The organism is Fodinibius salsisoli (assembly GCF_026229185.1).
GTDB classification, from domain to species: Bacteria; Bacteroidota; Rhodothermia; order Balneolales; family Balneolaceae; genus Fodinibius; species Fodinibius salsisoli.
In genome coordinates this window covers 42,430-54,859 of the sequence record NZ_JAGGJA010000007.1, presented here as the reverse complement: position 1 = coordinate 54,859, position 12,430 = coordinate 42,430, and the positions used below count along the sequence as shown (strand labels likewise).

General features: G+C 42.7%; 13 protein-coding genes and 1 tRNA gene. 5 read left to right on the top strand and 9 right to left on the bottom strand.

Annotated features, from left to right (window positions below):
• Positions 1-4: 4 nt before the first annotated feature.
• Positions 5-1,153, bottom strand: coding sequence for an aminotransferase class V-fold PLP-dependent enzyme (locus J6I44_RS11450; protein WP_265766265.1), 1,149 nt, complete (start codon positions 1,151-1,153; stop codon positions 5-7).
• Positions 1,154-1,349: 196 nt separating this feature from the next.
• On the opposite strand from J6I44_RS11450, the gene J6I44_RS11445 reads away from it, so the two are divergent.
• Positions 1,350-3,671, top strand: coding sequence for a TonB-dependent receptor (locus J6I44_RS11445; RefSeq protein WP_265766264.1), 2,322 nt, complete (start codon positions 1,350-1,352; stop codon positions 3,669-3,671).
• A complete protein-coding gene (locus J6I44_RS11440) occupies positions 3,671-4,570 on the top strand; it encodes a DUF4249 domain-containing protein (protein WP_265766263.1) in 900 nt (299 codons plus the stop codon). Before J6I44_RS11445 ends, J6I44_RS11440 begins: the two co-directional genes overlap by 1 nt.
• On the opposite strand, the gene J6I44_RS11435 is transcribed toward J6I44_RS11440, so the two are convergent.
• Positions 4,548-5,225, bottom strand: a complete 678-nt coding sequence (locus J6I44_RS11435; protein ID WP_265766262.1) for a WbqC family protein — start codon at positions 5,223-5,225, stop codon at positions 4,548-4,550. The two genes, J6I44_RS11440 and J6I44_RS11435, sit on opposite strands and share 23 nt — an antisense overlap.
• Before the next feature lie 367 nt (positions 5,226-5,592).
• Positions 5,593-6,576: a putative RNA-binding protein gene (locus J6I44_RS11430; RefSeq protein ID WP_265766261.1), complete on the bottom strand. Its 984-nt coding sequence runs from the start codon at positions 6,574-6,576 to the stop codon at positions 5,593-5,595.
• Positions 6,577-6,771: 195 nt separating this feature from the next.
• Between J6I44_RS11430 and J6I44_RS11425 the strand changes: the two genes are divergently transcribed.
• From J6I44_RS11425 to J6I44_RS11415, 3 genes are all read left to right on the top strand, one after another.
• Complete coding sequence (locus J6I44_RS11425; RefSeq protein ID WP_265766260.1) at positions 6,772-8,124, top strand: Na+/H+ antiporter NhaC family protein; 1,353 nt, start codon at positions 6,772-6,774, stop codon at positions 8,122-8,124.
• A 293-nt stretch (positions 8,125-8,417) separates the two neighbouring features.
• Entirely contained in the window at positions 8,418-8,798 is a 381-nt protein-coding gene (locus tag J6I44_RS11420; RefSeq protein ID WP_265766259.1) for a response regulator, read from the top strand.
• Positions 8,799-9,058: 260 nt separating this feature from the next.
• On the top strand, positions 9,059-9,529 hold the full coding sequence (locus tag J6I44_RS11415) for an aminoacyl-tRNA deacylase (protein ID WP_265766258.1): 471 nt from the start codon (positions 9,059-9,061) through the stop codon (positions 9,527-9,529).
• A gap of 279 nt (positions 9,530-9,808) precedes the next feature.
• On the opposite strand, the gene J6I44_RS11410 is transcribed toward J6I44_RS11415, so the two are convergent.
• From J6I44_RS11410 to folB, 6 genes are all read right to left on the bottom strand, one after another.
• Positions 9,809-9,893, bottom strand: a tRNA-Leu gene (locus tag J6I44_RS11410).
• 147 nt (positions 9,894-10,040) lie between these two features.
• Positions 10,041-10,586 carry a tetratricopeptide repeat protein gene (locus tag J6I44_RS11405; protein WP_265766257.1) on the bottom strand — a complete coding sequence of 182 codons (546 nt, stop codon included), beginning with the start codon at positions 10,584-10,586 and terminating at the stop codon, positions 10,041-10,043.
• Positions 10,587-10,670: 84 nt separating this feature from the next.
• Complete coding sequence (locus tag J6I44_RS11400; RefSeq protein ID WP_265766256.1) at positions 10,671-10,940, bottom strand: hypothetical protein; 270 nt, start codon at positions 10,938-10,940, stop codon at positions 10,671-10,673.
• A 5-nt stretch (positions 10,941-10,945) separates the two neighbouring features.
• Positions 10,946-11,590 (bottom strand): deoxynucleoside kinase, encoded by a 645-nt coding sequence (locus J6I44_RS11395; protein ID WP_265766255.1) that lies wholly within the window; start codon positions 11,588-11,590, stop codon positions 10,946-10,948.
• A 2-nt stretch (positions 11,591-11,592) separates the two neighbouring features.
• Entirely contained in the window at positions 11,593-12,081 is a 489-nt protein-coding gene (folK, locus tag J6I44_RS11390; protein ID WP_265766254.1) for a 2-amino-4-hydroxy-6-hydroxymethyldihydropteridine diphosphokinase, read from the bottom strand.
• Entirely contained in the window at positions 12,066-12,428 is a 363-nt protein-coding gene (folB, locus tag J6I44_RS11385; protein ID WP_265766253.1) for a dihydroneopterin aldolase, read from the bottom strand. The genes folK and folB overlap by 16 nt, the downstream gene beginning before the upstream one ends.
• Between the last annotated feature and the right edge of the window lie 2 nt (positions 12,429-12,430).

Here is a 12,430-nt window from a genome sequence, read left to right as displayed (position 1 = left end):
TTTATCATACGGCAGAAAGGACTTCCTGCAGGGCGGTGATATCTGCTTTGTTGTTATAGACATTGGGTGCAATGCGGAGGGCCGACCCGCGCAGGGAAAGGTGGATATTTCTTTTTTCCAGTTGAGGCTGGAGCTCTTCGGTCGTAAGGTGCTCGGGCAGACGAATTCCAAACAGGTGATGTCCCCGCCATTCCGGGTCCTCAATTTGGTAGCCCTTATCTGACAAGGATTGAACCAAATCGGAGGTTAACCGTTCGCAATAGTTCTGGATATTTGCAGGCTCCCAATCAATAATTTGCCTCAGGGCTTCAATCATCATGGGTACGAGGATGAAATTGCTGCGTTCCCCCACATCGAATCGCAGGGCCCCGGGCTGGTACTGCTCTTCATAATTGACAAGCTGACTGAAATTTTCACTGTTCTGACGAACAATCCAGCCTTCTTCGAGAGGAGTACCTTGCTGCATTCGCTCACTAAAATAGCCGAAGGCCATTGAATAAGGTCCCATAAGCCACTTATAACCGGCACAAATGAGTGCATCCGGTTGAATAGCTTGGACATCCAAGGGCAGGGCGCCGACCGATTGGGTTCCGTCGACCAGCAGGTAGGCGTCCGAGGAGCGCGTCTGTTCCGCAATTTCTTTGAGCTTAAAAAGCGTACCGTCAGTCCAGTGGACATTTCCAAGGGCTACCGCGAGGGTATTTCTTCCGATAGCAGAATGGATACGTTCATTCCAGCCCTTTCCACGTTCTTCAAAGGTATTTGGCGGATCAATCATCCTGAGGGTACAGTCATGCTGATCACAGAATCTCTGCCAGGGATAGAAATTACTTGGAAATTGTTGGCCCGCAAGAATAATCTCGTTTCCTTTTTGGGGATCAATATTTTGAGCTACGGTAGCCATTCCATACGAGACGGCCGGCATTAAAGCTACCGACTGCGAACTTTCTGCGCTGATGAGATCAGCAAAAAGTGACCGTAGCCGGTGACTATCTTCAAAAAAGTCATCAGGCTTTATCTCCCAGGGATGGTTTTTCCGCTGAATGCCCTGTATGCCTGCTTCCTCTACGTGTTTTAACTGCGGCGACAAATAAGCACAGTTAAGATAATGTTGATTGGCTGGCAGGTTGAAAAGATGTCGTTGACAATCCATGGTGTCTGTAGAAGATTACATGTTGAAAGTAAGACGGTTAAGCTATCGGTTACAGATCTATAAATACCCTTAGAGAGGTTTTTACTTTACAATTTTTAACCGTGCAGCTTTTAACTAAAATGGACTATTTGCGAATCTGCAAATTGAAAAGTAATATAACTGTTCATTCGCAAAAGCTGAATTTCATTCAATTTTAATGCCAAAAGCGCTACTTTGCGTATCATTATTCATCATTGCTGTCCAACCTTTATTTGCCCAGAAATATACCATCAGCGGATACGTCAAAGATGAAGTAACCGGTGAGGTCTTGATTGGAGCCAATATCTACAATGTGGACAACCAAAATGGGGCATCCACCAATAATTATGGATTTTTTAGTTATACCACTTCCAGGGATAGTGTTGAACTGCTCGTTTCGTATGTGGGGTATCAGTCAGAACGCATTATATTAGATCTGGATAAAGATGTAGAGCTTAATATTGGTTTAACAGCCGGTAAAGAGTTGGACGAAGTGGTAGTTACAGCCGACCAGCCCATCGAGGAGGAGACACGGATGAGTACCGTTACGGTACCGGTTGAGCAAATTAAGTCGATGCCGCAAATTCTTGGTGAAGTGGATGTTTTGAAAGCGTTGCAGATGGTTCCGGGCGTGCAATCGGGTACCGAAGGAACCAGCGGATTATATGTGCGGGGTGGCGGTCCCTCGCAAAATTTGATCCTGCTTGACGGTGTGCCGATCTATAATGCGTCTCATCTATTTGGATTTGTTTCTGTATTTAATGCCAATGCTATCAACAATGTAGAGCTTATCAAAGGTGGATTCCCGGCCCGGTATGGAGGACGCCTGTCGTCGGTGGTTGATATTACCATGAAAGAAGGGAATAAAGAGAAACTAAAAGGTTCGGGATCGGTTGGATTGCTTGCTTCTAAACTTACGCTTGACGGTCCGCTGGGAGACAATACGACTTTTTTGGTATCGGGACGTCGAACTTATATTGATCTGTTGGCACGTCCGATAATTAAGTCACAGTCAAATGGGGATGGAGTGGCCGGTTATTATTTTTATGATGTTAATGCAAAAATTAACCATCGCTTTTCCAATAATGACCGCCTTTACATGAGCAGCTATTTAGGAAGGGATAAGGCATATTCGCGCGACGAGAGTAATTATACCAGTTCGGGAACCACATATTATTCAAAGGACGAATTTGGACTCAAATGGGGCAATATTATTACATCCCTGCGGTGGAATCACATTTATAATCCGCAACTATTTAGTAACGTAACACTCACCTACAGTCGGTACAAATTTAATGTATTTAATACTACTATTGATGAAGAATCTTCGGATGCAAATACGAATCGCGACGAATCCAGCACGAGGTATTTGTCCGGTATCAATGATTTTGCAGCAAAAGTTGATTATGATTTCATTCCCTCTCCAAAGCATAACATAAAATTTGGAGTTAGTGCCACGCATCATCAGTTTAATCCCGGGGTTTTCGCCTATTCATCAAGCTTTGAGTCTGATACCACACTGGGAAAACAGGAAACTTCTTCCACGGAGCTATTTGCTTATGCTGAAGATCAGATGGAACTAACCGATCGCCTTAAGGTAAATGCGGGACTTCACGCATCTGCTTACAGCGTAGATGATGAGCTTTATTATTCTATTGAGCCCAGGGTTTCTTTTAACTATTTGTTGCCAAACCGCATCGCCCTGAAAGGGTCATATGCTCGTATGTCGCAGTATGTGCACCTGCTAACGAATAGTGGGATTGGTTTGCCCACCGATCTTTGGGTGCCAGCCACGCAAAATGTAAAGCCACAACGAGCACAGCAGGCAGCATTGGGAGTGGCCAAGACGATTGAAGATTTTGAAGTCAGCGTGGAAGGATATTACAAAACCATGCAGAACCTGATTGCTTATGAGGAAGGGGCGACATACTTATCCATTGAAGAAAGCTGGCAGGATAAAGTGGTTTCTGGTGAAGGAGAAAGCTATGGCGCTGAGTTGTTCATACAAAAGAAAGTGGGAAAATGGAGCGGCTGGCTGGGTTATACCTTGTCGTGGAATAATCGACAGTTTGATGGTATCAATTTTGGGGAACCATATCCTTATAAATATGATCGCCGCCATGATATTAATGCGGTGGGGAGTTACAGCCCACGTAAAGGGCTGGAGTATTCGGCAAATTGGGTATATGGAACGGGTAATGCAGTGACGCTGCCGACGGGTCGGTATCCCGGAGCCGGCAATAATGGGTCCGTCAAACATTATGAGGGTCGCAACAGTTTTCGGATGCCATCCTATCACCGGTTGGATCTGAATGTAAGCTGGACCAAAGAAAAAAGTTGGGGACAACGGACCTGGACGATAGGTCTCTACAATGGTTACAATCGCAAGAACCCGTTTTTTATTGATATTCAATCCCGGGGTCCTAACGAGGGCCGGCAGTTTGTGCAATACAGCTTGTTTCCAACCATTCCATCTGTAACCTATAGCCTTAAGTTTTAATGATGCGTAAGATAGTTGGCATGTTGATATCAGTTACTTGTTTATGGGGATGCGAGAATGTGGTACAATTGGATGTCCCAAACAAGGAAAATCAGTTGGTGGTAAACAGCCTTTTTCATCCAGATAGTACATTCGGGGTTTCTTTATCACAGAGTCAGTTTGTATTGGATAATGGCGAATTTAAAAAAGTTTCTGGTGCGACGGTTAAGTTGACAGACGAAGAAGGGGATGAACTAACGACTATGCAAGAAGGAGAATCAGGGATTTATACATCTGATCTGAAACCCCAGTCGGGCCGTTCATATCAAATAAAAGTTTCTAAAGAAGGATTCCCATCTGCTACCGCTACAGGTAACGTTCCGGCTGACTCAGCAATGATGACAAAATATGAAGTAAAGCGAAATTCCAGTTCTCAAAGATTTATTAACCTGTCTATTTGGCTTGATGATTCCAATTCTGAGGACTATTACCAACTTTATGGAAAGCAGAAAATTACTTTATATGGTGAAGAGATAGATACGACAACCTATGAGCACGAATTATTTTTTTCTTCTGATGATCCGGTCTTTGGCGAAGAAGTAAATGGGCAGCGACGTCTATTATTGGATGATGTTTTATTTAATGGTAAAACGTACAAAATAAATCTGTCTACAACCGTGGGAAGCACACAGTGTTCTCCTATGTCTGAGATATGCGATCAGGAAACCGAAGTAATACTATATATCAGAAAACTGAGCGAAGCTTATTTTAAATATATGGAGACACTCTCTTTACAGGATAATTTAAGTGAAAATCCCTTTGCTGAGCCTGTGCCAGTATATGACAATATAGAAAATGGAGTTGGAATTTTTGGCGGATATAAGGTCAGCGAATACCCTATTGAGGTTCCTGAGAATTGAGTTGGTCGGTTATTTTAAAACTCTCCGGTCCAAACTGAAACAAGATATCTAAGATGGAGCACCAGGGCTCAAAGTTTTCGAAGTGCTGATGATATTCAGGATGTTCAAATTTAGGCTCGGCCTTCTGTTCGGCCTGCCACTGGTAGTGGCGGCTGTCATGCTCCTGGAATAAGGTGTCGGCTCCCAAGCTTTCAACCAGTGCATTAGGGTTGGAAGTATATTCCTCAACTTCGCTGGCTAATTCATACTCAATGTTGATATCCATAAATCGAAAGAGCCGACTTTGTATATGGAGCACAAAGTCCATCAGGTAGGTAAAGTCATAAGCTGATTTAAATTCGGCCTTAATTTCCGGTTCATAGAAATCATAATAAATGCTGTTGCGATAATTATATTCAATAGTACGCAGCAGTGGCGTCACCCAATCCTCGGAGTGATCCATCCGAACCTCACCCACGGCGTTCTTACGATCTTCGGTACGCAAGGGGATATTGATCCACCGGCTGCCATTGGGAACGCGAATTTTAGCGCGGTGAATACGGCTCTTGCGGGACCACTGTTCAACATCCAGCAGGATAATTCGATTGGCCTGCAACATGATTGATAAATCATATAGATTGGGGGCAAACTGTGGGAAAAGGAGTGCCAGCTTCAAGGAAAAGTAAGTTATATTAAAAGGCCGTTTATGAGCCTTCCAATATATGATTAATTGAATTGTTTAACCAAGCTGATGACATAGATGAAAATCCATAAACCCTTCCCGGAAATGGGAAGGGAATATGGAGTGTATCTTGGTTGGATACTATGACGTAAGTTCGATACAACAAATCACGTAAAGTTTCGGTTTGTTACCCTTTGTTGATCCACTCCTGTCCTCTCCCTACTTAGGCAGGGAGAGGGACGCTTTAATGATTAATTGAATCTGATAAGGCGTCTCTTCCCCTAATTACTTAGGGGAAGAATAAGATGGGGTCCGACAAAGACCGTTATAGTTTTAAAGTTTTTATCTCAAATTCAGGTTATTATATGTTACCTCGGCCTCGACTGCGGCTTCGTCCACCGCTACGGCCTTTGCTTTTTTTGTTGCCGCGTGATCTTTTTACGGTGCCACGCTTCCGCTGGTTGTCAGATCGTTTCTTAACGGCTTTTCGACCACGTCGACTTTTTGCTTTGCGAACGGATCTTTTTTTCCGGTTCTGGGAGCGTTTCTGCACCTTTTTTATACTTCGACGCTTGTTTGCCTTTTGGACAGATCTTCGTTGCCTGGGGCTAGATCGTTTAACCCGTCGAGATTTTCGCTGTGATTGAACTCTTCTGTTAGAGTTAGATTTAAACCGAGCCCTTGATCGTTTTTTACGATCATAAGAAGCTTTTTTACGGTGTCGCTTTTTCATCCTGTGCGCTTTGCGCTTGTAGCGTTTAATTCGCTTTTTATATCGTCTTTCAATGTTTGCATATCGGCGGTAGTCATCATCGTCATAGTAATCATCATCGTATCTTTTTCGATGTCGACGCTGTTTATACCATTTGCGATACTTTTTAAACCGGGGGTGTGCTCTTCGCTTCCAGTGGCGTGGTAACCGGCGCTCCGGGGCGTGCAAAAAGGCCAGGCTTAAACCACTCAGCCAGATACGAACCGAATAGGAGGGAGCATAATAGTCATCGTAGGCGAATCGATGGCGATGGTACCAGTCGTGCCCCCGCAAGCGTATGATCAATGAGCGATCCCTGTATCCATCTTGGTAACCAGTCTCATAAATTCGGGCATCACGTACCATATCGGCATAACGATGATCATAATAGTAGGCGTCGTTCACTCCGTCCATATAGCCCTTTAGATAGGCCGAACGGTAGGAACGATGGTAGGAGTGGGAGCTGAAATCCAGCTGAAAGTGTACAAATGGACGGAAAGATTGATAATCTAATTCAAAATGTACTGATTGAGCCTGTATTGGCAGGTTGCAGATGAGCGTAAAAGATAATATCGTCAGTATTTTCTTGAGCATGGTGCCTCCGGTCTTATTCCTGTTAAACACTGCTTATTAATACCAACTATCTTAGGGGCTCCCAATCGCATATTAATGTTAAATGTCAATTTAGCATGATTAATTAGGGATAGAGGCTCAGAAAAGCTCAATTCAAATTGGCAGCCGTCTTAAATTTCATTATCATCCGTTTCGATTTAAGAAAATAGCCTCTTTATGTTCGACTGGATTGTCATTTTACCCCCTATTGCTGCCATAGCTATTGCGCTTTGGCGTAAAGAAGTCATACTTTCGTTGCTTGTTGCCCTCTTTTTATCGGAATGGATTATCGCTTCTCTGCATCCGGGATTAGCCTTTACACAGCTTTTGGAACGGATTGTGTCCGTATTTGAAAGTTCATCAAATACGAGTGTCCTTCTTTTTAGCCTCATGGTGGGTATTTTGATTGAGTATATCAAAGATTCTGGTGGAGTCAGTGCGGTTGTCCGGCATCTTTCACAGATAGGACTCACACGAACCCCAAAGCAGGTAGGGCTGTTAACCAGTATTACCGGGCTGCTTATATTTATTGAAACGAATCTCAGTATTTTAACGGCTGGTATTCTTTCACGGGGACTTTTTGACAAATTTAAGATGAGCCGGGAACGTCTGGCATACATCGTTGATTCCACCTGTGCGCCGGTAGCCGTACTTATCCTGCTAAACGGCTGGGGCGCTTACTTGCTGGGGCTTATTGGCAATTATGAGATTGAAAGTCCGGTATCCGTACTGGCCTCTACCATACCGCTTAACTTTTATGCAATACTATCTCTGGGTATGGTTTTTTATACCGTGTTAAGTGGAAAAGTCTATGGTCCCATGCGTAAACAAGAGACCTACGATACTGAAACAGATCTGGAGGATACTGAATCTCCAACCAAAGCACGATATATGCTTATCCCCTTAAGCATAATGACGGGAGGTATCCTATTCTTTTTATGGTTAACCGGAGATGGAAATATTATGCAGGGGGAAGGGGCAACTTCCGTTCTGTGGGCCACTTCTCTTGCTATTGCCGTTGGTTATCTGCTTCTTCGGATTGATAAAGTTTATACTCATAAAGAACTGGTTGACCTTTCGTTTAAAGGGATGGGCAACCTGTTGCCATTGGTAACCATTGTGCTCTTGTCTATTGCACTGGGGCTAAGTCTGAGGGCGTTGGGGACCGGAACCTATATTGCGACCCTCATCGGAGATTACCTGCCTCAGTTTCTTATTATACCCCTCATTTTCTTAGCTTCAGGCGCCATTGCTTTTACGACAGGTACATCCTGGGGTACATTTGCAATAATGATTCCCATCGGAATTCCCCTTGCTCTGGATTTATCCCTTTCTACCCCCTTGCTTTTATCTTCAATTATTGGAGGTGGGGTTTTTGGTGATCACTGTTCACCCATTTCTGATACTACGTTAATGTCCTCTCTTGCAGCTGGTTGCGATCACCTCGACCACGTAAAAACCCAGCTTCCCTATGCACTTGTAACGGGAGGGATTACCTTTCTTATCTATTTATTATTAGGGCTCATATAAAAGCACGTGTGCTGTCTGGGTAATTCACCTATCTAAGAATGCTTTACCAGAATAAAAGCATATGGGAGAGGTTGTCGTTTATAAGATAAATCCTGAAACGGATTCTAATAACTATTTTCCCCATAGCTTAATAAGATTTTAGATATGGGACTAAGGGTTGTAGAATATTTGTTTTAGTTTTATTCTTATCTAATATTACCATTCTATTATATTTTATTGTTGTATAAATACCTATCTATAAAATATTTTTTAGTGATGGAGATATTAGAAACGATATTCAAAAATAAAACTACATGCAGGCAACAAAGGAAATAGAATTAATATTTATAGTTGATGATTATGAAGAGCATAATATCATGCTTGAAGAGTTGCTGGGTAGGTTTAATTATAGAGTAGAGACCTTTAATGATGGATACAAATTATTAGAAAGGTTAAGAAAGGAAATACCTACACTTATTATTTCAGATATTAATATGCCCACTATTGATGGCTTTGAGCTATATAAGGAGATACGAGCTTTCACACCCAGCCAAAATGTGCCAGTACTCTTTATTTCTTCGTTGGATGAAGTATTGATAAAAGATAAAATAAAAGAGTTGGGAGCAATTGGATTTATCCAAAAACCGATTCTACCAGAGGCTATTATAAAGTTTTTGAAAACCAGCTATAGTTAAGTTTTTATTATCTTATACGGGATCCATATCCCTTGATGCTAGCTGTGACCACCCCCATCAGATAAAAACATCAATTGCCCTATGTGCTTGTAATAGAGGATCTTATGGTTTGTTTTATTTGTTGATAGGGATGCTATAATTTTGGCTGAGCTTTCAGCAAAGAAAACCCCAAGGCCATTCCAATAATTGAGACAAGCTTGCCGCTTAAACTAAATTTATATAATATGCTAAGTACGCCATAATTTAGCCAAGAGGTCTTTATGCCGTTAGAAAAATTGATAGATTATCTGGATGAACGAGACAAGAAATATGTGGTCGTTAAGCATTCACCGGCATTTACGGCGCAGGAGGTAGCTGCTTCTGCCCATATCCCGGGAAAGGATATGGTTAAAACCGTAATAGTAAAAGCCGATGGAGATATGAAGATGGTGGTACTTCCCTCCACACATAACATTGACTTTGACTCCATAAAGGATACGCTGGGTGCTGACAAAGTAGAACTGGCTACCGAAGAAGAGTTCGGTGATCTGTTCCCGGACTGTGAGCTGGGGGCTATGCCACCGTTTGGTAATTTCTATGAGATGGATACTCTGGTAGCGGAAGTCTTGACAGAGGATGAGGAGATCGCATTTAATGCTGGTACTCATAATGAATTGGTAAAAATGGGCTACAAGGATTATGAGGAGGTAGTCAAACCTCAGATTATTTCGGTAGGGGTAAGAGATTTATAAATGAGAGGTAAAGCAATATTGCTGGATGAGATATGCTAAAAATGGAGCGTGCCTCTTATCTGAGGTAAAGGTTATAAGCCAGGAAATTTGACACTAAGGCTTTAAGTCGATTAATGGCTTAGATTGAACACCAGAAAATTTTGTAAAGGCACCTTCCGCTATTAGTATTGGGGCTGCTCCTTTTAAGTAGACACCGAAGAATTTTGGTGTAAAGGATGGAGAATGGATTTGGGTAAAAATTAAAAACCCTTGCAAGCCAATGACTTACAAGGGTTAGCGTGCCCTGGACTGGAGTCGAACCAGCACTCCCATAATGAGAACTGACCCCTCAAGCCAGCGCGTCTACCAATTCCGCCACCAGGGCATTGAGGGTAATAATTTCAGAGCCCTAATATAAATGATTCATTATTAAATCCCAATGGTAGAAATACAAATTTTGTACCTTACCTCGGAAGGGCAAATTACCTTAGAGAAAGCATCCTAACACCTCAAAATAGATTTTGGGGCAGGACTAAATTTCGGCCAGCTGTTCCTTAACATATTCGTTATCAGGATCCATTTTCTGTGCCTGCTCGTAATATGTGCGAGCTTTGGCACCCTGACCGGCACGCTGCATAAGATCTCCCATCAAAATCCAATTTTCAACGTCTTTGGGATTATTACGAATACGGTCCAGCAGGTAGCTGATGGCTTCGTTGCCGTTATCGCTCATGATCATATGCAGAACCCTGTTACGATGGGCAGCAGGGGAATCATCCAAATCTATGGCCTTATCAAAGTCTTTTTTTGCCTCGTCTAAGTTTTCAAGCTGCAAGTTGGCAAAGCCGCGCAAGTTATAAAATCCACTTTTCTCGTCATTTTTTTGAATGGCTTTAGCCAGTGCATCAATGCTTTTTTCCCACTGATTTAGTTTTTGAAATACCATTCCTTCCAGGTGGTATCCATCGGCAGACTCAGGCTCCATTTTTTGGAGCTGGTGAGAAATATCAAGCGCGTGGTCATAGTCTCCTTCATGGAGCAGAGACAATCCTTCTTCTAACTGTTCTTCAAAATTCATGCGAAATGAAAACTTTCAAATTAAATATTAAAAAGATGATGTCAACAATAATTTTTGACCTTAAAGATAAGCAAAGTTCAGGCGTTAATCAGACGATTTAGCGGTAGAATTATCTTTTTCCGTAACGTCTTCAAATTCAGCTTCTTCAACCTCTTCAAAACGATCACCTCCACGTTTCTGATTAGATCGTTGGTTTTGGTGTTGCTGCTGATTTTGCTGAAACTGACGAAAAGTATCGTAGAAAACCCGAGCCTTGCTTTTACGGCTGTTTTTGCTTCCGGAAGATAAAAATAGACGGCCGATGATTTTTATAAGAAAATACACCAGCACAATGACTAAAAGTGTGCGTATCATTATGGCTAATCAGGAATAATATGAATTTGCGTATTACCGCGAATGGGTTGATTGAAAATTTGTTCGTCTATATAATCTAAGTGTTTTTCATCACTTACGAAATCAATCTCTGATGTATTAATGATTATAAGTGGTGATTTATTGTAGTTATAAAAGAAATGATTATACGCTTTACTTAGTTCCTCAAGGTATGAACGGGAGATTTGCCGCTCATAATCACGATCACGTTGGCGGATATTTTCCATCAGACGATCAACAGAGGCCTGCAGGTAAATAACCAGATCGGGTTTGGCCGCGATGCCGGTCATAATCTCAAAGATTGAGTCATAGAGCGCTAATTCATCATCATCCAGGTTTAAACGTGCAAAGATCCGATCCTTTTCAAAGATATAATCCGAAATAGTCATCTGTTGAAAGAGATCCTTGCTCAGCATTTTTTGCTGCTGTTTAAAGCGGCTGGCTAAAAAGGCCATTTGTGTGGGAAAGGCATACCGTTCACGATCATCATAAAACTTGGGCAGGAATGGATTGTCTTCAAACTGTTCCAATACCAGGCGGGCATTATAACGCTCCGTGATGAGTTTGGCCAGGGAGGTTTTACCGACCCCAATGACACCCTCGATGGCAATAAAATCGAAGTTATTTTCCATGGTTACCAACGCAGATCCAATTTCGTAATTCGCATATCCGGAGCCTGTGCAATAAGTTCGCCTACGGTAGCATGGGATTTTGGATCAATCCACTCTGGCATAAGCTCACGCAAGGGCTCTAGCACAAACAAACGTTTGTGGTATTCCGGGTGAGGAATGATAAGGTTATCCGATTGAATCACCAAGTGGCCGTAAGAAATAATATCCAGGTCAATAGTACGGGCGCTCCAGCGCGGCCGGTTGCCGGATCGACCATGATTCGCTTCAAACTGTTTGAATTGTTGGATCAGGGATTCGGCTTGCTCAGAACTATGGAGCATGACGACAGCATTGTAAAAGTCGCGTGTGGAGGGACCAATAGGTTCGGTAACATAGATAGAAGAGGCCGTAACCGAAGCGGTGGATACATCCGTTAAAAAGGTTTTGGCATCTGAGAGATGTTGGCGACGGTCGCCAACGTTGGAGCCAAGGGCGACTACGACCGTTGCCATGTCATACGAGTTTCGGAGTAAGCAGTTTCTACGTCGAGGGGAGGGTTAAGTTTGCGGACGGCTACTTCCAAGGTCTGTGCTTGTTCAAAACGCTCAAAAAGCTGGTCGCCGATACGTTTGGTGAGTGTCTCTATTAATTTTTGCGGAGGACCCTCCATAATATCCTGTACAATTTGCACCACCTGTTGATAGTCAATGGTATCATCCAGCTGATCGCTTTCGCCGGCGGTCTTTAAATAAGCTGAAAATACCAGGTCCACTTCAAATTCGTTGCCTTCTTGCCGCTCTTTTTCATAAAAGCCATGGTAGGCGGTAAAGTGTAACTTTTTTAAGGTCAGGGTATCCATTT

Coding starts and splice junctions, on each gene's coding strand:
- J6I44_RS11415 (WP_265766258.1), top strand. CDS start 9,059: ATGCCGTTAGAAAAATTGATAGATTATCTGGATGAACGAGACAAGAAA.
- J6I44_RS11425 (WP_265766260.1), top strand. CDS start 6,772: ATGTTCGACTGGATTGTCATTTTACCCCCTATTGCTGCCATAGCTATT.
- folK (WP_265766254.1), bottom strand. CDS start 12,081: ATGGCAACGGTCGTAGTCGCCCTTGGCTCCAACGTTGGCGACCGTCGC.
- J6I44_RS11440 (WP_265766263.1), top strand. CDS start 3,671: ATGATGCGTAAGATAGTTGGCATGTTGATATCAGTTACTTGTTTATGG.
- J6I44_RS11420 (WP_265766259.1), top strand. CDS start 8,418: ATGCAGGCAACAAAGGAAATAGAATTAATATTTATAGTTGATGATTAT.
- folB (WP_265766253.1), bottom strand. CDS start 12,428: ATGGATACCCTGACCTTAAAAAAGTTACACTTTACCGCCTACCATGGC.
- J6I44_RS11445 (WP_265766264.1), top strand. CDS start 1,350: ATGCCAAAAGCGCTACTTTGCGTATCATTATTCATCATTGCTGTCCAA.
- J6I44_RS11450 (WP_265766265.1), bottom strand. CDS start 1,153: ATGGATTGTCAACGACATCTTTTCAACCTGCCAGCCAATCAACATTAT.
- J6I44_RS11405 (WP_265766257.1), bottom strand. CDS start 10,586: ATGAATTTTGAAGAACAGTTAGAAGAAGGATTGTCTCTGCTCCATGAA.
- J6I44_RS11395 (WP_265766255.1), bottom strand. CDS start 11,590: ATGGAAAATAACTTCGATTTTATTGCCATCGAGGGTGTCATTGGGGTC.
- J6I44_RS11430 (WP_265766261.1), bottom strand. CDS start 6,576: ATGCTCAAGAAAATACTGACGATATTATCTTTTACGCTCATCTGCAAC.
- J6I44_RS11400 (WP_265766256.1), bottom strand. CDS start 10,940: ATGATACGCACACTTTTAGTCATTGTGCTGGTGTATTTTCTTATAAAA.